General features: G+C 70.5%; 16 protein-coding genes and 3 pseudogenes. 8 read left to right on the top strand and 11 right to left on the bottom strand.

Going from position 1 to position 20,396, the window contains the following annotated elements:
- Window positions 1–175: 175 nt before the first annotated feature.
- From ACFVX4_RS36005 to ACFVX4_RS35995, 3 genes are all read right to left on the bottom strand, one after another.
- The gene (locus ACFVX4_RS36005; protein WP_389985935.1) at window positions 176–1,525 is read right to left on the bottom strand and encodes an esterase-like activity of phytase family protein; all 1,350 of its coding nucleotides are present in this window, start codon (window positions 1,523–1,525) and stop codon (window positions 176–178) included.
- A 167-nt stretch (window positions 1,526–1,692) separates the two neighbouring features.
- Entirely contained in the window at window positions 1,693–3,063 is a 1,371-nt protein-coding gene (locus ACFVX4_RS36000) for an SWF or SNF family helicase (protein WP_389985932.1), read from the bottom strand.
- On the bottom strand, window positions 3,060–5,942 hold the full coding sequence (locus tag ACFVX4_RS35995) for a DEAD/DEAH box helicase (RefSeq protein WP_389985929.1): 2,883 nt from the start codon (window positions 5,940–5,942) through the stop codon (window positions 3,060–3,062). Before ACFVX4_RS35995 ends, ACFVX4_RS36000 begins: the two co-directional genes overlap by 4 nt.
- Window positions 5,943–6,237: 295 nt before the next feature.
- On the opposite strand from ACFVX4_RS35995, the gene ACFVX4_RS35990 reads away from it, so the two are divergent.
- Window positions 6,238–7,326: a fatty acid desaturase family protein gene (locus tag ACFVX4_RS35990; protein WP_389985926.1), complete on the top strand. Its 1,089-nt coding sequence runs from the start codon at window positions 6,238–6,240 to the stop codon at window positions 7,324–7,326.
- An 83-nt stretch (window positions 7,327–7,409) separates the two neighbouring features.
- Window positions 7,410–7,592: a hypothetical protein gene (locus ACFVX4_RS35985; RefSeq protein ID WP_266431015.1), complete on the top strand. Its 183-nt coding sequence runs from the start codon at window positions 7,410–7,412 to the stop codon at window positions 7,590–7,592.
- Between the two features lie 178 nt (window positions 7,593–7,770).
- Here ACFVX4_RS35985 and ACFVX4_RS35980 read toward each other — a convergent pair whose 3' ends face one another.
- Together ACFVX4_RS35980 and ACFVX4_RS35975 are read right to left on the bottom strand one after the other, a co-directional pair.
- Window positions 7,771–8,754 carry a hypothetical protein gene (locus ACFVX4_RS35980; RefSeq protein WP_389985923.1) on the bottom strand — a complete coding sequence of 328 codons (984 nt, stop codon included), beginning with the start codon at window positions 8,752–8,754 and terminating at the stop codon, window positions 7,771–7,773.
- 117 nt (window positions 8,755–8,871) lie between these two features.
- Window positions 8,872–9,180 carry a hypothetical protein gene (locus tag ACFVX4_RS35975; RefSeq protein WP_389985920.1) on the bottom strand — a complete coding sequence of 103 codons (309 nt, stop codon included), beginning with the start codon at window positions 9,178–9,180 and terminating at the stop codon, window positions 8,872–8,874.
- 118 nt (window positions 9,181–9,298) lie between these two features.
- On the opposite strand from ACFVX4_RS35975, the gene ACFVX4_RS35970 reads away from it, so the two are divergent.
- Window positions 9,299–10,201, top strand: coding sequence for an oxygenase MpaB family protein (locus tag ACFVX4_RS35970; RefSeq protein ID WP_389985917.1), 903 nt, complete (start codon window positions 9,299–9,301; stop codon window positions 10,199–10,201).
- A gap of 24 nt (window positions 10,202–10,225) precedes the next feature.
- Here the strand turns inward: ACFVX4_RS35970 and ACFVX4_RS35965 are convergent, their stop codons facing one another.
- The 3 genes from ACFVX4_RS35965 to tatA all read right to left on the bottom strand — a co-directional run bounded on the left by ACFVX4_RS35965 (window position 10,226) and on the right by tatA (window position 11,928).
- Entirely contained in the window at window positions 10,226–10,825 is a 600-nt protein-coding gene (locus ACFVX4_RS35965; RefSeq protein WP_389985914.1) for a class I SAM-dependent methyltransferase, read from the bottom strand.
- Window positions 10,826–11,005: 180 nt separating this feature from the next.
- Window positions 11,006–11,581, bottom strand: a complete 576-nt coding sequence (locus ACFVX4_RS35960) for a TerD family protein (RefSeq protein WP_360550959.1) — start codon at window positions 11,579–11,581, stop codon at window positions 11,006–11,008.
- A 158-nt stretch (window positions 11,582–11,739) separates the two neighbouring features.
- Entirely contained in the window at window positions 11,740–11,928 is a 189-nt protein-coding gene (tatA, locus tag ACFVX4_RS35955; RefSeq protein WP_389985911.1) for a Sec-independent protein translocase subunit TatA, read from the bottom strand.
- 255 nt (window positions 11,929–12,183) lie between these two features.
- Between tatA and ACFVX4_RS35950 the strand changes: the two genes are divergently transcribed.
- On the top strand, window positions 12,184–13,623 hold the full coding sequence (locus tag ACFVX4_RS35950) for an LCP family protein (RefSeq protein ID WP_389985908.1): 1,440 nt from the start codon (window positions 12,184–12,186) through the stop codon (window positions 13,621–13,623).
- 28 nt (window positions 13,624–13,651) lie between these two features.
- On the opposite strand, the pseudogene ACFVX4_RS35945 reads toward ACFVX4_RS35950, so the two are convergent.
- The 3 genes and pseudogenes from ACFVX4_RS35945 to ACFVX4_RS35935 form a co-directional block, all read right to left on the bottom strand.
- A pseudogene (locus tag ACFVX4_RS35945) lies at window positions 13,652–14,011 on the bottom strand (GNAT family N-acetyltransferase); the annotation flags it as partial.
- Window positions 14,012–14,182: 171 nt separating this feature from the next.
- Window positions 14,183–16,891, bottom strand: a complete 2,709-nt coding sequence (gene mgtA / locus ACFVX4_RS35940; protein WP_389985905.1) for a magnesium-translocating P-type ATPase — start codon at window positions 16,889–16,891, stop codon at window positions 14,183–14,185.
- On the bottom strand, window positions 16,875–17,240 hold the full coding sequence (locus tag ACFVX4_RS35935) for an ArsR/SmtB family transcription factor (protein ID WP_389985902.1): 366 nt from the start codon (window positions 17,238–17,240) through the stop codon (window positions 16,875–16,877). Before ACFVX4_RS35935 ends, mgtA begins: the two co-directional genes overlap by 17 nt.
- A 263-nt stretch (window positions 17,241–17,503) precedes the next feature.
- Here ACFVX4_RS35935 and ACFVX4_RS35930 point away from each other — a divergent pair.
- The 4 genes and pseudogenes from ACFVX4_RS35930 to ACFVX4_RS35915 form a co-directional block, all read left to right on the top strand.
- A pseudogene (locus ACFVX4_RS35930) lies at window positions 17,504–18,017 on the top strand (ATP/GTP-binding protein).
- Between the two features lie 141 nt (window positions 18,018–18,158).
- Window positions 18,159–18,572 carry a roadblock/LC7 domain-containing protein gene (locus ACFVX4_RS35925; RefSeq protein WP_389985899.1) on the top strand — a complete coding sequence of 138 codons (414 nt, stop codon included), beginning with the start codon at window positions 18,159–18,161 and terminating at the stop codon, window positions 18,570–18,572.
- Window positions 18,573–18,714: 142 nt separating this feature from the next.
- A complete protein-coding gene (locus ACFVX4_RS35920) occupies window positions 18,715–19,866 on the top strand; it encodes a DUF6397 family protein (protein WP_389985896.1) in 1,152 nt (383 codons plus the stop codon).
- 91 nt (window positions 19,867–19,957) lie between these two features.
- Window positions 19,958–20,302 (top strand): annotated as a pseudogene (locus ACFVX4_RS35915) (GNAT family N-acetyltransferase); the annotation flags it as partial.
- Window positions 20,303–20,396: the final 94 nt, after the last annotated feature.

Raw genomic sequence — 20,396 nt, 5'->3', positions numbered from 1 at the left:
GGGGAGTACGCCGGAATGCGCGGCGATGTCGGCACGGGAGCGGGCAGTCGGGCCCATGGGCATCCGTGGGCCGTGTGTGGTCGGTGAAGTCCCGGACGAATCAGTCGAGTCGGCGATCCCGGCCCTCGGCGGACACTCGTTGGCGAGGACCGGGATACGGCACGACGCCCGTAGGTCAGCCGCGCAGCGGGCGCGGCAGCCTCAGCTGCGTCACCGACGTCTCGATGCCGCTGTCGACCAGGCGGCCGTTCGTGTCGAAGGCCTCGGCACCGTCGGTCATCCCGAAGTCGTTGTCGTTGATGAGAGCGAGCGTGTCCCGGCCCGTCACAGCCACCCCTTCGATCTTCCCGGGCACTCCCGCGACCTTGCCCAGGTCGACGACCAGGCTCTTGCGGAGCACCGGCACGCCCGACGCCGAGGGGGCGGTGAGTTCCTCGTACGAGGGAGACGTCGCCGGGTCGTCCCACGCGGAGCCCAGGATGCCGGAGCCGTGCGGGAGCGTCACCCGGTGCAGCCTGGCCGCCTTGTCCGTGCGCTCCTCGACCAGCAGATCGTTCCGGCCGATCGCGACGACCGAGGAGATCTTCAGCTCGGAGGTGTCGTCCTCGCCCGGGTCCACGACGTCCACCGCGTCGAACCGGTAGGCGTACTCCGCGGTGACCACGCGCTTCTTCGTCGAGAAGCGCAGCAGCCGCACGTTGCGTGAGGACTCGCCCGCGTCCTGGTCGGGCAGTGAGAGCGGACTCTGCACCGCAAGCACCAGTTCGCCGCCCGGAAGAAGGGCCAGGCCCTCGAAACCGCGGTTGATCTTGCGGTGCAGGAGCACGCTCGGCAGCGCCTCCACCACCGGATAGTCGGCGCCCGTCAGCCCGAGACCCTGCGGCACGTAGCGGGTCAGCACCCGGCCGCGGGCGGAGACATGCACCAGGGAGGGGCCGTATTCGTCGACGAGCCAGAAGCTGCCGTCGGCGGCGCGGACGATGCCCTCGGTGTCCAGACCGTTCGGGTCGTACCCCAGCGGCGTCTTCGCGTCGTAGGTGTACGGGGCCTCGTCGCGGTCCCGCTGGTTCGGCAGGCCGGTGACCGCGGCGCCGGACCGGGTGGTGATCGGAATGGCCTTCAGGACCCGGATGTGCTTCCCGCTGACCCGTATCCTGACGATCGCCGGGTCGAATCCGGGGACGGGGAAGGTACGCCGCTTCTTCCCGTCGATCTTGATCTGCCCGTTGGGTCCGCGGTCGGTGACGGTCCAGAACTCGCCCCGGCGGCCCGCGGGATAGATGTCGCTGCCGATGCCGCCGAGTCTCACCCCGCGGTCGTCCGCGACCGTCCCCGGCAGCAGCCCGTTGCTGAAGCCGGCCAGCGGAATGTCGCCGAGCACGGCCGTCCCGGTGACCCGCGCGGTGCGCTCCGGACGCTCGTGCCGGTCCTGTGCGCCGGTTGCCGTTCCGGCCACGCACACCGTGCCGAGCAGGGCGAGCGGCAGGCCGGCTGCAAGGGAGCGACGGACAACACGCGCGGACATGGGGCCTCCTGGGGCACGAACAGCTCGGACGGTCGTCAGGTTCCGTCCTCGGCATCAACGCGCGGTGACATCCAGTTGAACGCACGGACAGAACGGGACGACGGGCGGGGGCGGAGGCACTCCTCCGGCTCCACCGCCCGTCGCCCGGAGGCCGTACGAACGGGCCCTCAGTCGTCCGACATGCCCGAGCCACCCAGCGCAGCCGCCGGATCATCGTCCGCCGGACCCGCCGGGACCCAGCGCCCGCCTTCCTTGCGGTACGGCCACCAGCGCCCGTCCCGTCCGTAGCGGAGCTGCACGCCACCGTCCACGGCGGTCCAGCGGTTGCCCACCGACCGCAGCCGGGGCTGCTCGCCCTCCTCCCACGCCTCGGCGAGCCGGGCCCGCGCCCTGGCCAGGGCCTCCGGATCGGGTACCCACTCCTCTTCGAGCACGGCGAGCGCGGCCACCCCGCCGTACCGCCACGCCCGCACCGCCGCATCGAGATCGGCCCGTCGCCGCCCCGAACCGGTGATCAACCGCTTCGCGATCCACGGCTCGGGCCGGGCCTCCGCGACCAGCCGTACGGCATCCTCCTGCGGCGTCAGGCCGGTCGGCAGCGGCTGCTGCTCGTGGCCGGGGGAGAGCGCCTCGGCCAGCATCCGGTGGGCACGCGCCGCACTGTCCGTGGCCAGCATCTCCAGAGCCGCCGGATCGACGCCGGCCTGCGGTTCCGTCTCCGTGTCCAGCGACGGCGCCGAGCCGGGCTCCGCGGGCAGCGGCGGAGGAGCGGGCAACGGGGGCAGTATGTCCCGCGCCGCGAACACCTCGTCCGCCCGTAGGCCCGGATCATCGGCCTTCGCCTGCGCGGCTGCGGGCCCGTCGGCGGGATCGGCCGGTGCGCAGGCCCCGTGCCCTTCGGCTCGGGCCGCGATGCGGACCTGCAGTTCGTCCAGGAGCCGCCGCTCACCGCGCCCCCGCATCAGCAGCAGCACGAACGGGTCCTGGTCCAGCAGCCGCGCCACCTGGTAGCACAGCGCGGCGGTGTGCGGGCAGTGGTCCCACGCGTCACAGGTGCACTCCGGGTCCAGATCGCCGATCCCGGGCAGCAGCTCCACCCCGGCCGCTGCCGCGTCCTCCACCAGGTGCGGCGGCATCTCCCGGTCCAGCAGCGCCGCGATGTGCCCGGCCCGTTCGACGGCCATGCCGAGGAGGCGTTCCCAGTCCGCCTCGCTCAGCTCCTGGAGCAGCACATCGCTGCGGTACGCGGACGAGTCCCCGTCCCGGACCACCGCGGTGATCCGGCCGGGCCGCACGGAGACCGCGCCGACCCGGCCCTCGCGGGCGAACCTGCGTCCCTTCTTGAGCTGCTGGCCGTCCAGCGCGGTGTCCTCCAGGGCCTTCAGCCACGCCCGACCCCACCAGGACTGGGCGAAGTCGCGGCCCCGTGCGGGCGGCAGCGCGGCGAAGGTACGTTCCTGCCCCGGGGCGGCGTTGTCGCTGTCCTCACCCTCGTACTCGCCACCGTCGTAGCGGTCGCCCTCGTGTCCGTCACTCATCGCGTGCCCCCTCGCAGCTCCACCAGATCGGCCAGTTCCGCATCGGTCAGTTCGGTCAGTGCCGCCTCGCCGGAGCCGAGCACCGCGTCCGCGAGGCCCTGCTTGCGGGCCAGCATGTCGGCGATCCGGTCCTCGATGGTGCCCTCGGCGATCAGCCGGTGGACCTGCACCGGCTGGGTCTGTCCGATCCGGTACGCGCGGTCGGTGGCCTGTGCTTCGACCGCCGGGTTCCACCAGCGGTCGAAGTGCACGACATGACCGGCCCGGGTGAGGTTGAGACCGGTGCCCGCCGCCTTCAACGACAACAGGAAGACCGGGGCCTCGCCCGCCTGGAAGCGGTTGACCATCGCCTCGCGCTCCGCGACGGGCGTACCGCCGTGCAGGAACTGCGTACGCACCCCGCGCGCCGCCAGATGCTGTTCGAGCAGCCTGGCCATCTGCACGTATTGGGTGAACACCAGCACGCCGGCCTCCTCTGCCAGGATCGTGTCGAGCAGCTCGTCCAGCAGTTCCACCTTTCCCGAACGGTCCGCGATCCGTGGCTCGTTCTCCTTCAGGTACTGCGCCGGGTGGTTGCAGATCTGCTTCAGCGCCGTCAGCAGCTTGACGACGAGGCCCCGCCGGGCAAAGCCGTCGGCGTCGGAGATCGCGGCCAGCGTCTCGCGCACCACCGCTTCGTACAGACCCGTCTGTTCCGGCGTCAGCGACACCGTGCGGTCCGTCTCGGTCTTCGGCGGCAGCTCCGGCGCGATGCCCGGGTCGGACTTGCGCCGCCGCAGCAGGAACGGCCGCACCAGCGCGGCGAGCCGCTCGGCAGCCGCCGGGGCACCGCCCTCCGCGGTCCGTGCGTAGCGGGTACGGAAGGTGCCGAGCCGTCCCAGCAGACCGGGCGTCGTCCAGTCGAGGATCGCCCACAGCTCGGAGAGGTTGTTCTCCACGGGAGTTCCGGTGAGCGCCACCCGGGCCTGTGCGCCGATCGTCCGCAGCTGTTTGGCCGTCGCCGAGTACGGGTTCTTCACGTGCTGTGCCTCGTCGGCGACCACCATGCCCCACCGGATCTCCCCGAGCTTGGCCGCGTCGAGCCGCATGGTGCCGTACGTGGTGAGGACGAACTCGCCGTCCGACAGGTCGGCAAGGCTGCGCGATCCGCCGTGGAAGCGGCGTACCGGCGTACCCGGCGCGAACTTCTCGATCTCCCGCTGCCAGTTCCCCATGAGCGACGTGGGGCAGACCACCAGCGTCGGACCGGCGGCCGATTCGATGCTCTGGCGGTGCAGATGCAGAGCGATCAGTGTGATGGTCTTGCCGAGACCCATGTCGTCGGCGAGACAGCCGCCGAGGCCGAGCGAGGTCATGGTGTGCAGCCAGTTCAGACCGCGCAGCTGATAGTCGCGCAAGGTGGCGGCGAGGGCCTCGGGCGGGCCGACCGGCTGCTGCCCGGCCGCCTCCGGGTCGGCCACCCGGCGGCGCAACCGCTCCGGCCAGCCGGTGGCCCCGACCTCGACCCGGTGGCCGTCGACCTCGGTGGAACCGGTCAGGACCGCACCCAGCGCATCGATCGGCGTAACCTTGCGGTCCTGGGTCTCGCGGGCTCGCCGGGCCTCCTCGGGGTCGATCAGCACCCACTGGTCCCGCAGCCGCACGACCGGCCGGTTGGCCTCGGCGAGGCGGTCCAGCTCGGCGCGGCTGAGCTTCTGATCACCCAGCGCGAACCACCAGTTGAACGCCAGCAGGGCGTCGGCGGACAGCAGCGGCGGCGCCTCGGAGCCGATGCCCGCGGCCCCGTCGCGTTCCTCGCTCGCCTCGTCGTCGGGCGGCCCGATCACGGCGCGTGCCGTGAGCTTGCGGGCCAGCTCCCTGGGCCAGTGCACCTGGACCCCGGTCGCGGCCAGTGCCCGTCCGGCGGGGCCGAGGAGTTCGGCGAGCTCGTCGTCGGCCGGCTCCACGGAGTCGGGCACCGCGGCGGACAGCAGTGGAGACAGCGGAGGCCAGGCACGGGCGGCCCGGCGCAGTGCCGGCAGGGCGTCCATCCGGGCGCGCGGTCCGAAAGCCGCAGCGGTGCGGGCGCCGCCCGCCCAGACCTCGGCGGCATCGGCGACCAGTGTCGGATCGCTGACACTGTGGATCTGCAGGACGGCCCGGAAGGCAGGGCCGGCGGACCGCTCGTCGTCCTCGTCCGGCGCGGTGAGCCCGGACACCTCCACCCGGAGCGAGAGCCGGACGCCCGCGTCGTGCCCGGCCGCGACATCGGTGGCCCAGGCCCGTTGGCCGGGGAGCTGCTGTGGTTCGTCCGCGGTGAAGGCCGGGCCGCCGCCGGCGAACGCCGCAGCGGGGGTGCGGGGCAGACCGTCCGCCACGGCGTCGAGGAACGCGCGCAGCAGCCGCTCGGGCTCGGGCAGCAGAACGGGCTGCGCGGCCTCGTCGAGCGGCACCGCGTGGGCCAGGGGCGGCATCGAGGCCGCCAGTGTCCGGATCCGAGACTGGTCGTCGGCGGTCAGCGGACCGGCCCGCCAGGCATCGTGATCCGTGGCGCTCAGCCCCGGCAGCAGCAGGCCGCGGGCGGCGAGTTGGAGAGCGAGGAGAGCGGCCGCACCCCAGAACGCGGCCGCGTCGGAGGCATGCGCCGAGGCCCGCGCACGCGTCAGTACCGGCAGCGCGTCGCGGACCGGAAGCAACCGTGCCGGTACGGCGTACGCCCGTGCGTCGGCGCCGACGACGACCAGCTCCGCCACGGATCCGGGACCATCGGGCGGGCTGCTGCCGTCCGGGTGCCAGAAGGCGACTCGGCCGGTGCGGGAGGGATCGCCGGGCAGGAAGACCACGGAGCAGGCGGAGAGTGCGGAGATCTCGGAGAGCGTTGCCGCAGGGAGTCTGTGCACAGTGATGCCGAATTCCTCAAATTTGACTAGTGGGGGTCGGGTCGCCGAAGGTACCCCACGGACGGCCTCGCCCGTGAGCGGATTCGCCGTGATCCGTGCCACATCCTGAACCGCCGGGGCGGCGGACCGCTCGTCGGCCGGGACGGCGTTCCGTACCTCGGGGGTGGAGGCAGCACCCCCCTCGGGGGAGGGGGTTTACCCCCGGGGATCCCGGGTGGTGGCGCCATGGTTGCAGCACATCCGGTTACCGTACGTTCCTACAGGTCGGCGCAGCTTTTCAGAGACCGGAGACGTCATGCCCCAGGCCATAGCCACCGCAGCGGAAGGCACCCGCGACGGTGCGGGAAGTGCTGCACCGGGAAGTGCGACAGGTGCCGCCGGAGCCGCTCAGGCTCCGGGAAGCGACTTCGCGCCCCTGCTGCGAGCCGTGAAGGGACAGGGCCTCCTGGAGCGGCGGACCGGGTGGTACGCGGCCGGCATCACCGCCAACCTGGTCGCACTGGGCGCGGTGATCACCGGCATGTTCCTCCTCGGCAACACCTGGTGGACCCTGTTGCTCGCACTGCCACTGGCGATCTTCTGGTCGCGCACCGCGTTCGTCGGGCACGACGCCGGACACGCCCAGATAACCGGCGAACGCAGGACGGGCCGGGCCATCGGCCTCGTGCACGCCAACCTGCTGCTCGGCATGAACGAGGCATGGTGGAACGACAAACACGTCCGCCACCACGCCAATCCCAACCACATCGACAAGGACCCGGACGTCGGCGTGGGCGCCCTCGTCTGGACGCAGAAGCAAGCGGCCCAGCGCGAGGGCTTCGCCCGCTGGCTCACCCGCAACCAGGCCCGCCTCTTCTTCCCGATGCTGCTCCTCGAAGGCATCGCGCTGAAGATCTCCGGCTTCCAGTACCTGCGACAGCAGCCCGCCCGGGAACGAGCGCTCTCGGCACTGCTCCTGGTCGCCCACCTGGGCCTCTACGCAACGCTGCTGCTCACCGTGCTGTCCCCGGGCAAGGCCATCGTCTTCGCGCTCGTCCACCACGCGCTGTTCGGGCTCCACCTGGGCATGGCCTTCGCGCCGAACCACAAGGGCATGGAGATGCCCGACCCCGACGGCGAACGCTGGGGCCACCTCCAGCGTCAGGTCCTCACCTCGCGCAACGTACGCGGCGGCATCCTCACCGACTGGTTCCTCGGCGGGCTCAACTACCAGATCGAGCACCACCTCTTCCCGAGCATGCCCCGCCCGCACCTGCGCCTGGCGCAGCCCATGGTGCGCGCCCACTGCGAGGCACTGGGCATGCCGTACGCGGAGACCGGCCTGATCGAGTCCTACCGGCAGGCACTGCAGCACATGCACGAGGTCGGCGAGCCCCTGAGGTGAGTCCTCGGCCTGCTGGAACCGATGGGCGCGCACACGCGTTCTCACAGCAGATGCGGCTTCGGGCCGCGAAGGAGGCATGGACGATGTCGAACAGCGCGAAGATCGCCATCGGGGGAGTGGTCGTAGCGGTCATCCTGATGCCGTTCATCGGTTTCTGGCTGTCGTTGCTGGTTCTGGTCGGAGTTCCGGCGATCGCGTATCTGCTGCTGGATCCCGGCCAGCGGCGCAGGCTCCGCAGGATCACCCGCAAGGAGATAGGCCGCTGAGAGGGACGACTCCGCGTCGCGCGGGGCTCGCGGGGCAGTGACCGCGGTGATCGGGAACGAGACATATTCGTTCACCGAGCCGAACCCCCCTCACGCACTGGAGCGCGCGGAGGCCCGCAGGGCGGACGGCATCGGGGGCCCGACGGAGAGCGCGTCTGCCGAGTCCCCGGAACCGGGCTCAGGCCGGCCGTACCGCGAGTGCGTCCAGAGCCTCCAGGAGGCCGGGCAGTTCGGTGCCGCGCCCGACCGGCAGCACCTCGCCCGGCTCCTCGTCCAACAGGATGAAGGCGATGTCGTCGGTCCGGGCGACCAGTGACCAGCCGGGGCCGTCGGCGCGCAGCATCCGGGCGTCGCCCGTGGCGAAGGAGGACCGGACACGGCCGGGCGGCGGCGGGGCGTCGATGTAGTCCTGAGCCTGTGCAAGCGCCCGCCGTACACCGGGGTGCACTCCGGAAGACGCGTCCGTGGCCGCCCTCCCGGATTGCTTCTCGGCGGCGGCTTCGGACCCGTCGACGGCTTCAGGCCCGGTCTCGACGTCCACCTCGACCTCACCCTCTACCTCAGGTTCAGGCCCGGATTCGGCGACGGGCTCGACCTCCGGCTCGGCGATGGGCTCGGCCCCGGTACTGTCCGTGCCCACCGGAGTGCTGAAGGCCGTCTCATCGTCGATCTGCTCGCGCCAAGTGGTCCACTGGTGCGCTATCTCGTCCGCTCCCATGCGTCGCTGGGCCGGTCCCCACGACTCCGTGTCGGGCGGAGACAGCGCCTCCGGGGCGGTGCCCTCGGCCTCCAGGTCCGGCAGCGGGTCGTGCGGCGCGGCCACGCCCGGAGCGGCGACCGCCACCGGGAGGGGCCAGCCGGGCAGCGCGCAGACCACCGACCGGTCGTCGGGCGACAGGTCGTACTCCATGCCGCAGTCCCAGGCCGCGATCGCGACGGCGACCAGCGACACGTCCTCGACGACGACGGTCCACCGCGCACCGCTGCCGTCCTGGCCGAGGACCAACCCGTATCCCTCGGCGTACGGCTCGACGGCGAGCGCCGCACAGGCGGCCGGGTAGTCGTCACCGAGGACGCTCGGGAACTGTGCCGGTGTCAGCAGCACCGCGGTCAGCACATACAGCGCGTCGTCGTCGGCGACCGTGTCGTTCGGCGCGGCCACGGCACCCTCCTCGTCCGTCGTCGTTGTCCGTCGGCGCACCCTAACGAGTGAGTAACCCACTCGTCGAGGCCCTGACAAGCGAAGACGTCAGTTCCGTGTTACGGCGGACGGCACTCCTCATTCGGCGGGGAGACCGAGCAGCGTACGGGCCACTGTCTGCGGCGACTCGCCGCGCTCGCGCGCCAGCGCGATGACGGCCCGGCAGGCCAGTTCGCTGACACCGAAGGAGAGTGCCTCGGGCGACACCCAGCCGCTCGCCTCATCGATCCGTGCCTGATCCTCCTCCACGGATGCCGAGACGAAGGTGGCGGCCGCCTCGAAGAGATTGTGCTGCTTGCGCCGGTCCTCTTTGGAAGGTGCCGCGGACTGATCCCCCTTGCGGCCGGGGGTGACAACCTTCCGCAGACTTCCGATTATGTCGATCATGGGGACCGCCTTCCCGAGGAGCTGCGCGTCTGTGGCTTGCCCGTAACTACATGACTGCATGCGGTGTTCCCCGCCGACGTAGAGTTGGACCTTCGGCCGATACAAGGGGGGCAGAGCGGTGAAGCGGTACGACCGGCTGAAGGAGATTCAGCGTCTCGATCCGGAGGGGGACTTCCTTCGAATCTACCGGATCATGGCTACCTATGAGTTCCCCTGGGACATCGCACGCGCTCTGGAACTGGCCCTCTACCGCACCTATGCTGTGCCGAGCATCGGCCGACTCCTCGCGCAGACCGCCGAACTGACGGACCGTTCACAGAAGCGCTACGACGACACCGCGCTGCTCCTCGACGCGGTCCTGGAGCACGGCTTCGACAGTGACTCGGGGCGTACGGCCCTCCGCCGGATCAACCAGATGCACCGCAGTTACGACATCAGCAATGACGACATGCGCTATGTGCTGTGCACCTTCGTTGTCACCCCGAAGCGTTGGCTCGACAGCTACGGCTGGCGCCGGCTCTCCGACCACGAACTGCGGGCGTGCGCCGCCTACTACCGGACCCTGGGCGCGCACATGGGAATCAAGGAACTGCCGAGGACGTACGAGGACTTCGAGCGCACCCTCGATACCTATGAGGCCGAACACTTCGGATGGGACGAAGGGGGACGCCGCGTCTCCGACGCCACCCTGGACCTGATGGGTTCCTGGTATCCGCGCCCCCTGGCCCCCGTCGCGCGCAAGGTCGCCCTCACGCTGCTCGACGATTCCTTGCTGCGGGCATTCCGGTACGAACGCCCCGGTTCCGCGGCCCGAAATCTCACGCATGGGACTCTGCGGCTGAGGGCGCGGGCGGTACGACTCCTGCCGCCGCGTTCCACACCGCACTACGCCCGGCAGAACCCGGAGATCAAGGGATACCCGGACGGCTACGAGGTCTCCGGGCTGGGGACGTTCCCGCTCCCGGGCGTCGGCGGCTGTCCGGTCCCGCACAACCGGCGTCCCGAGGCGCCCGTGGAGTGAGCACGAGGGCACGGGGCGGGCAGGTCAGGACGTCCGTACGGCAAGGGCGAGGAATCGGTCGTCCTCATCGGTGTACGCATCGAGCCGCCAGCCCGAACGTGCCAGCAACGGGCGCAGGTTGGGCTCGGCACGCAGATCGTCGTCGGTGATCGGGCGGCCGTGGCGTGCCGCGAGGGCGGCTCGCCCGATGGGGTGGAAGAGTGCCAGCCGTCCGCCCGGTCGTACCACCCGTGCCAGCTCCGCCAGGTCGGGACCGGGGTGCGACAGATGGGAGATCAGTCCGGCCGCGAACACCGCGTCGAGCGCCCGCGATCTCAGGGGCAGGCGGGCGACGTCGGCGAGGAGCAGCGTCCCTTCGCGGTCGCGCCCCGCCCGTCCCGCCGACTCCAGCATCGCCGGTGTCAGGTCCACGCCCAGGACCGTGCCTTGCGGCCCGACGGCCGCACGCAGGGCGGTAAGCGCCCGTCCCGTACCGCAGCCGGCGTCGAGCACCGCGTCCCCCGGGCGCAGCGAGAGGGAGTCGGCGGCGGCAGCGTAGGCGGGCCCGTCGTCGGGGAAGCGGGTGTCCCAGTCCGCTGCGCGCGCTGTGAAGAAATCCTGGACGTGTGTGTGGTCGTCGGCCATACGGACATGATCGCGTAGTTGCCGACGGGGCGAAACGGAGTGAAACGCGGTAGGTGTTCGAGCGCCGGGTGATCGTTGGTCGGGCCGCTCCGGCCCGCCCGTGCGGGCCCCGCCTCCCCGCTCCGACGGAATGGAGGGGATGAAAGGGCCCGCGCCCGTTGTACGTGAGGTTCTTCCCGGTCAGACGTTGACGCCGTAGTCGGATGCGATTCCCGCCAGACCCGAGGCGTAACCCTGGCCGACCGCACGGAACTTCCACTCCGCGCCGTGCCGGTACAGCTCGCCGAAGACCATGGCGGTCTCCGTCGAGGCGTCCTCGCTGAGGTCGTAACGGGCCAGCTCGACGCCGTTCGCCCGGTTCACCACGCGGATGAACGCGTTGCGAACCTGGCCGAAGCTCTGCCCGCGGCTCTGCGCGTCGTGGATGGAGACCGGAAAGACGATCTTGGCCACATCCGCGGGGACCGTCGACAGGTCCACATTGATGGACTCGTCGTCGCCCTCGCCCTCGCCGGTCAGGTTGTCGCCGGTGTGCTGGACCGAACCATCCGGGCTCGTGAGGTTGTTGTAGAAGACGAAGTGCAGGTCGGAGAGGACCTTGCCCGCGTCCGAGCACAGCAGCGCACTCGCGTCCAGGTCGTGGTCCGCGCCCGTCGTCGTCCGTACGTCCCAGCCCAGGCCGACCGTCACTGCGGTCAGGCCGGGTGCCTCCTTCGACAAGGAGACGTTGCCGCCCTTGGCCAGGGTCACACCCATGAAACATCCTCCATTGATCCAGTGGTCCAGCGATGTGGTGAACGGCGCTGTTCGGCCGTCACCAGGTCAACGACGGCGTCGTGACCATGGTTCCCATGCTTGCGCAAGCCCTGAAGTGAACGTCTGCGAGGCGTGCCGTACGTTGGTGGGCCGGGGCACTAGGCGCGCGGGTCGGTGCGGGACTCCTGTGCATCGGTCTCCTTCATGGCCTTCGCCTCACTCTTCAGGATCCGCATGGATTTGCCCAGGGCTCGGGCCGTGTCCGGCAGTTTCTTCGAGCCGAACAGCGCGATCACCACGATTGCCACGATCAACAGGTGCCAGGGTTCGAGGCCGTTGCGCAACATGTGCGTCCCGCCCTTCCTTTCGGTGCTTTGGCCGGTGTTTCCGCTCGGCGTCCGCCGACAGTGCTTCAAGCTGACTATGAGCAGGTCGGATGATCTACTCGAACATCAATGCTTGCTACATTGCGCAACTGTACAACCATGGGGTGGCGGAACACGTCTTACCTCATGGACAGCGGACGGACGGGGTGGCCGATGACGGGTAGTCGCAAAGCGGGAGCGGGCAGGGGAAGGGGAGTCCGCCTGCGGCGGACAGCCATGTTCGGGCTGTCGTTCCTCGTACTGCTGGTCGCCGGCGTCGGGTGGGGCTACCTCAAACTCGGCGGCAGCATCGACACCTTCAGCGCGGACGGGATCTCCGGCGATCGGCCGCCCGGTTCCTCGCAGGGACAGAACGTCCTGGTCATCGGATCGGACTCGCGCTCGGGCGACAACGGCAAACTCGGCGGCGGCACGGGCGCGGTGGGGCGCTCCGACACCGCGTTCCTCCTCCATGTGTACGGCGACCAGAGGCATGCGGTCGCCGTATCCATTCCACGTGATGCGCTGGTCGACATCCCGGCGTGCAAAGGGCCCGACGGCCGGTGGACCGCGCCGCAGCACAACGTGATGTTCAACGGGGCGTTCTCGGTGGGGGAGACCGCCGAGGGAAACCCGGCCTGCACCCAGAACACCGTGGAGCATCTCACCGGCCTGCGCGTGGACCACACCGTCGTCATCGACTTCGCCGGATTCTCCGCGCTGACCTCGGCCGTCGGCGGCGTACCGGTGTGCCTGCCCCAGGACATCTACCAGCGCGACCTCAGCCCGAAGCGGCCCACCCGAGGGGCCAGGATCTTCGCAAAGGGCCCGCAGACCGTCTCAGGGCAGCGGGCACTCGACTACGTCCGGCTGCGGCACGGCATCGGTGACGGCTCGGACATAGGGCGAATCAAGCGACAGCAGGCGTTCGTCGCCGCGCTCATCAAGAAGGTCAAGTCCCAGGGACTGAACCCCACCACTCTGCTGCCCCTGGCCAATGCGGCCACCGACGCGATGACCGTCGACCCCGGACTCGGATCGGCCGACCGTCTGTTGTCGTTCGCCATGTCGATGAAGAAGATCGACCTGCACAACACCAAGTTCGTCACCGTCCCCTGGCGATACGAAGGCGCACGCGTCGCGATCGTCGAACCGGACGCCGACGCGCTCTGGGCCGCGCTGAAAGCCGACCGTACGGTCGACGGCAAGGATGCCAGCGGCAAGGGGTCGGGCAAGTCGTCGGACAAGGGCGACGGGAAGGACAGCGGCCCGGCGTCGCCCGCGGCGGACGTCCCGGTCTCCGGCAAGGGAATCACCGTCGCCGTCTACAACGGAACCACGGTCAGGGGGCTCGCCGCCCAGGCAGCCGAACTCCTGCGTTCCCGGGACTTCACCGTCACGACCACGGCCACGGCGAGCAGCCAGGACCACACCTCGACCGTCATCGAGTACGGGCCGGGGTTGAGGGAGGAGGCGGAGACCACCGCACGGCTCTTCGCCGGAGCACGGACGACCGCGTCCGGCACGGCCGGAATCCAGGTGATCCTGGGCAGTTCCTACGCCCAGAACCCATCGGCCGCACCCGGAGCACCGTCGCCGTCCACCGTTCCGTCCACCGTCGCCGACGAGGCCCGGTCGGCCGACGACGACCCGTGCGCGGACCTTTCCTACGGCTGACCGGCCACCAGGAGCGGGGACACAACCCTCAGCACGGTGTCCCGGCAGTCCGGAGCTGCAGCGCCGGGTGACGGGGCGCCGCGAAGCCGTACGACTCGTACAGCGCGGCCCCGTCCTCGGTGGCGTTCAGACCGACCACCGTGACTCCGGCCTCCTCGCGGAACCAGCCGAGCAGGGCTTGGAGGCAGACCCGGGCATGACCGAGGCGGCGCCGGCGGGGATCGGTGCTCACATTGGAGACGTGCCCCTGCAAACCGCTCAGGTTCGCCGGGCCGGGGGCATGCCTGTCGCACGTCCCGACCGCACTGGAGACGACTCCGAGCGCGGGATCATCGACCAGGAACGCGGCGAACACGCCGGGATGGCGCAGTCGCTCGGCGGAGGCCGTCCGCCACGGCGCGTCGGGGCCGCCCGTCTCCCCCCATCTGGGCCAGCATCAGCCCGCGCAGCCGTATCAGGGCGGGTACGTCGTCGAGCGTGGCACGGCGGGCACGCACCACCTGCCCGCCACCGGGGCCGGTATTCGGGTCGGACTCGGGGCGGTCGGTGCGCGACGGGATCATGAGTGGCTCCACTTCCGCTCGTAGCGGGTGCGGGCCGCCCGCAACCCGTAGGCGTACAGGGCCAGCACCGTCGCCAGCAACAGGTAATAGAGCGGTGGCAGCGCGCTCATGCCCAGCAACCCACCGAGCGGGGTGGGCGGCAGCAACAGGCCGACCACCGCGAGACCGCACGCGGCCAGCCGCAACGGGCCGCCGCTGCGACCGCCGGCAACGCGTCCACCCGTACGGAGCAGCAGCATCACCAGGGCCTGGGTGAGCAGGTTCTCGGTGAACCATCCCGAGTGGAAGGCCTCCTGACCGCCCGATGTCGCGGAACCGTGCAGCGCGAAGGCCAGCACGGCGAACGTCGCCAGGTCGGCGGTGGCGTTCAGCAGGCCGAACCCCGTGATGAAGCGGAGGAAGTCGCGCGGACGCAGCACCGTTGGCCACCGCAGCACCTCGGACGCGGGCCGGTCGAAGGCGAAGGCGAGCTGCGCCACGTCGAAGCACAGGTTCTGCACCAGGACCTGCGCCGGAAGCATCGGCAGGAACGGCAGCATGAGACCCGCCGCGAGCATCGCGATGACGTTGCCGAGGTTCGACGAGAGCGTGATGCGCAGATAGGTGGCGATGTTGCCGCTGCAGCGCCGGCCCGCGGTGATCGCGTCATCGATGGCCGCCAGGTTCTTCTCGGCCAGCACCACGTCCGCGGTCTCCCGCGCCACATCGACCGCGTTGCGCGGGCAGATACCGACGTCCGCCGCGTGCATCGCGGGCAGATCATTGACGCCGTCACCGAGGAACCCGGTGGTCCGCCCGGCGGTGCGCAGCGCGGAGACGATCCGTGCCTTGTGCTCCGGTGTGCAGCGGGCGAAGACCGTGACCCGGTCGGCGGCCTCCGCGAGTGCCCCTTCCGACAGCGCGTCGATCCGCTCCGCCGTCATGACCTCGCCCGGATCGAGGCCGAGATCCCGGCAGGCACGGGCGACGGTGCCCGGATCGTCACCCGTGAGGACCTTCACGGCGATGCCCCGGTCCTTCAGCGCGTCCAGCGCATCGGCCGCGCTCGGTGTGAGTGCGTCCCGCAGAGCGACGAAGCCGAGGAACGTCAGTCCCCTTTCGTCGGCCGCGGTGTACGCACGCGGCCGGGCCGGACGATCGGTACGGGCCACGGCGAGCAGTCGCAGACCGTTCGCGGTCTCCCGGGCGGCGAGTTCGCTCAGCCGGTTCCGTTCGGTCTCGTCCAGCGCGCACCGTTCGAGCACCGCCTCGACCGCTCCCTTGGTCACGAGCGTATGCACGCCGAGCCGTCCGGGGCGGCGGACGACCGCGGTGGCGAGGCGGCGCTCCGGATCGAACGGCAGCGCGGCGACGCCGTCGTACGCGGACAGCGTCTCCTCCCGCTCCTCGGCCGCGTCCAGCACCGCCTCGTCGAGTGCGTCGGGGGCCGGTAGATCGGCGAGCTGCAGGGTCCACAGCGCGTTGACGGCGGCCCAGTGGAGCGCCTCGGGACCGGAGTGGCCCGACGCGTTCAGCGAACGTTCGACGACAGGCCGGTCCTGAGTGAGGGTTCCGGTCTTGTCCACGCACAGCACATCGATCGCACCGAGGTCGTGCAGCGCGGGCAGTCGCTTGACGATGACCCCATGGTCCTTGGCGAGCAGCGAAGCGCCCCTGGCCAGCGCCGTCGTGACGATCACCGGCAGCATTTCCGGAGTCAGCCCGACCGCCACCGCGACGGCGAACGGCAGCGTTTCGAGGCCTCGGCCGCGGAGCGCCGCGTTGGCCATGAGCACCAGTGGCGGGGTGAGCAGCATGAAACGGATCAGCGTCCAGGAGATCCCGTGCACCGAACGGTCGAAGGCGCCCGCGCCGCGGCGGCGCGCCGAACCGTCGTACGCGGCGGCGAACCGGGTTTCCGCACCCGTCACCGTCACCACGGCCGTACCGCTGCCGGACGCCACGCTGCTGCCTTGGAAACACAGCTCCGGCCGAGCGAACAGTCCTTCCTGGTCGCGGCCCCCGGTGTCGGCGGCGCGGGGCCGTGACGGCGTGTCGACGGGGTGCTTGGCGACCGGCACCGACTCCCCGGTGAGCGCCGACTGATGAACGGTCAGGCCACTCGCACGCAACAGCCGCACATCGGCGGGTACGAGATCCCCCGGGCCGAGCCGGATCACATCGCCCGGCACCAGTTCCCCGACCGGCAGTTCACGGGCCCGCGGCGCGGCGTCCGGTCCTGCCCGGCGCAGTACGGTCGCGGTGGTCGCCACCAGCTCCCGCAGTGCGGCCGTGGACCGGTCCGCCCGGTGCTCCTCCGCGGAGCGCAACAGACAGCTGACGACCACGAGCACCAGCGTCACGGACGCCGTGCCCCAGGAGGCCACCGCCGCCGAGACCAGGCCCAGACACAGGAGCACCGAGGTGAAGGGATCACGCAGACTGCGCAGGAAGCGACGGGGCCAGGAGACCGGACGCCAGGCCGGCAGCGTGTTCTCGCCGAACCGTGTCAGCCGTTCCCCGGCCTGTTCCTCCAGCAGCCCCCGTGGTCCGCTGTCGAGCGAGCGGAGAACCTGAAGAGAGGTCGGGGCGGCGACAGGTGCGACATCCGGGGCGGCGCCCCGGCCGGCTTTCGGGCCCGCCATCGGCACGACGACGGCGAACGGGCCATCGGGATCGGTGCTGCCGGGACCTGCGGCGGCACTGCTCTCAGGCACCGAGCCCACGGAGACGTGAGGCTTGCGCGGGCGCGTGACCGGCGCGTTCCGCGAGCTGGCCGACCATCAGCCGGACGACGGTCACCACATCGGGATCGTCGACCAGGTACACCTGTCGGCGTCCTTCGCGCCGGGACCGTACGAGACCTGCCAGTTTGAGTTTCGTCAGATGCTGGCTCACCGAAGGAAGGGTGCCGCCCACCCGGTCCGCGAGTCCGGTCACATCGCTCTCGCCCTGGGACAGGGCCCACACGATGTGCAGCCGCGCAGGCGTCGCCAGCAGACCGAAGGCCGCTGCGGCCTCCACCAGTACCTCCGCGGGCGGATCCTCGAAACCGCCGTCGGCAGCTGTCGACACTCTTGCTCTCCCTGTCCGCGTGGCCCGATTCCTCGCACCCGAAGTATTCAGTGTAGGCGCCGGACGTCCGCTGTCCGCAGGCTGCTCGGGCAGCCGCGGTAGCGATCTCGCCCCGCGGCTCAGGTTCTTGTTTGCCATGCTGTCGGCCTGCGCAGGCGGGAAGACGGTGTGTGCTTGCTGATCGTTCACGGGATCAGAGCTCTCACGACAGCTTTGACCTGCGCATTCGATGTTCAGGGACTCACTGGTGAGAGAAGTGGTCGATGCCTTCCGAGCACACTGACGACACATACGGAGAGACGGCCGGAGAGGCCGCGGAGACCGATGCTCCCGCACCGAAGGTATTGGTCGCCGGAGGCTTCGGGGTTGATCAGAAGACCACCACCGTCGCCATGGACTTCGGACGGATCACCATCCGCTCCGGCCTCTCGCTCCATCTGTTCGGCACGCCGGGGCAGGACCGCTTCTGGTTCCTGTGGGACGAACTCTCCCAGGGCGCGCTCGGGGCCGACGTACTCGCCGACACCCGTCGGATGGAGGACTGCTTTCCGGCGGTCGACTATTTCGAGCATCGCCGCATACCCTTTGCCGTCGCGGTCAACTGCTTTGCCGGCGCGCGCGTATGGCGAACGCGAGGTGTCCCGCGCCCTCGACCTCGGCACACCCGTCGTCCTGTGCGACGCGCGCGACCGGGACTCCGGCGAGGAAGTCCTGATCCGCATGGTCGAGTACGTCGGCCGGATGCACACCGCCCGGCTCCTCGACGCGGTGAGCTGACCCTCCCGGGCGCTCCGCCGCCTTCTTCCCACGGGTCCGGACCAAGCCACATGACGGAGTAGTGCTTGCCCCCGCGTGACCAGTGCGCAAGGCTTACGGCAACGGGGCACGGGGAACGTATGAGCGGGGAGGAGCGGGGAAATGGCGCTGGACAGGGGACTCGACTGGCTCCTTGACGACCTCACGAGCAGGGTCGAGCACATACGGCACGCGTTGGTGCTGTCGAACGACGGACTGGTGACGGGGGCGAGTACGGGGTTGGCCCGCGAGGACGCCGAGCATCTCGCCGCGGTCTCGTCCGGGTTGCACAGCCTGGCCCGTGGGTCGGGGCGCCACTTCCGGGCCGGGAAGGCCCGGCAGACCATGGTGGAGTTCGACGAGGCACTGCTCCTCGTGACGGCGGCCGGGGACGGCAGCTGTCTGTGCGTGCTGAGCGAGGCCGAGGCCGATGTCGGCCAGGTCGCCTACGAGATGACACTGCTCGTCAACAGGGTCGGTGAGCATCTGGGCGTCGCCGCGCGGCAGGCAGCGGGCGAAGGGACCGACCCCGTCTGATCAGGCGTTGTCTGATTAAGGTGGTGTCTGATCCGTCCGCGTCTGGTCCGACCGCGGGAGTTTTCCACAGGGCGGGCGGACAGGTTCTCTTCCGGGTTACGGTGCTCACAGAGAGTAACCGAGTCTCACGGGGGAGAGCGTCATGGCTGTTGCTGAAGACGTGTGCACGGAGCCCGCCGGCGCGAAGGCGGCGAGCATGGCCACCGAAGGCACGCTGGCAGTGAGTACAGCGGCCCAGGAACTCCGGATGAAGCGGGGCGAGTTCGCGATTGCCGTGCATCTGGGGCTGATCCGCCTGACGGCGCGACCGGACGGCGGAAGGCCGAGGGTCGGCTGCGGCGAGATCGACCGGCTCCGGTCGCAGGACGGGTTCCCGGAGGCGCTGCGTGAGAAGGTGCGCACGGTCGGGACGGCAGAGGGGGCTCAGCAGCTCGGGATCAGTCCGGACCGCTTCACCAAGCTCGCCCGTGCGGGATGCTTCACGCCGATCACGTTCTACCTCAATCGGTACCGGGCGATTGTCTGGCTCTATCTCGCCGACGAGCTCGCAGGGTTCGCCGCCCGCGAATCCCGGCTCCTGGCGGGCAGGAGCCCGGCCTGGCTGCTTGGCCGGTTGGAGGGAGGCGCCGACTGCCGGGCGCGCAACTGGCGCTCACGCCGGGTCGAACGGCTGCTGAGCCTGACGGAGGACCCCTGGGCCCGCGCGGCCGTGCTCGCGGACACGCTGGACCCGGTGCAGTTGGCGGAGGTGGTCGACGATCCGTACGAACGCGCGTACCTCGCCAGGCTCCGGCCCGAACCGGCCTTCGGGCCGACTGGTCCGGCACTGGCGCGAGACTCCATGGCGCACCTGATGCAGGCCGACGAACCGGACGAGATGCTGTGGCGGCGGGTGACCCTGATCATGGAGTTGGACAACGCCCGGGAGACCCGACCGGCTCCGAGCCCGCGCGGCGAATGGCGCGACTTCCCGCGCCCGGGGAACGGGCACGCACCGCGCGCCGAGAACGGGCACGCACCCGGGCCGGACTCCCGGGCTGATGCCGGACCCGTTCCGGCGCCCGCTACCACCCCGTCATCCGCCCCCGTTCCGGCGCCCACTCCCGCTCCGGCCCCGGCGTCCGTTCCCGATGTCCCACCATGTCCCGGTGCGGCGCCCGGCCCTGACCATGTGCCGACAGACGTGGTGGAACCCGCACTCGGGCTGCTTGCCCGGATCGGTCTGCGCAGGCGCGCATCCAGGGCTGAGAGGCGGGGGCATTCCGGGCCGGGGCGCGCGCCGTCCGGCGCATGACACGGCGGATGCCGCCGGCTGCGACCGATGCGCAACTGCCGGACGGATAAAGGACTCGCGGAGGAAGAACGGCACCGGCATCCTGGCTCCCATGCTGATCAGGGAAGCAACCACCGAGGACTGGCCCGCCATCTGGCCGTTCTTCCACGAAATCGTTGCCGCGGGCGAGACCTTCACGTACCCACTCGATCTCGGCGAGCAAGATGCCCGCTCCTGGTGGCTCCTCAAGTCACCCAACCGTACGGTCGTCGCGGTCGACGGCGACGGGACGATCCTCGGCACGGCCAAGATGAACAACAACCACATGGGCAATGGCTCGCACATCGCCAGCGCCAGTTACATGGTCGACCCCAAGCATTCGGGGCAGGGTGTCGGGCGGGCTCTGTGCGAGTACACCCTGGAGTGGGCTCGCGCGTCGGGGTTCAGGGCGATGCAGTGAACCGCCCCGGGTTTGATGGAGATCATCAAGACCCGGAAGGATGCCAATCATGGCTGCTCCCCGTAAGTACCCCGACGAACTGCGTGAACGC

This window comes from Streptomyces sp. NPDC058240 (genome assembly GCF_042882135.1).
GTDB lineage: Bacteria > Actinomycetota > Actinomycetes > Streptomycetales > Streptomycetaceae > Streptomyces.
This window is presented reverse-complemented; position numbering and strand designations above follow the sequence as displayed.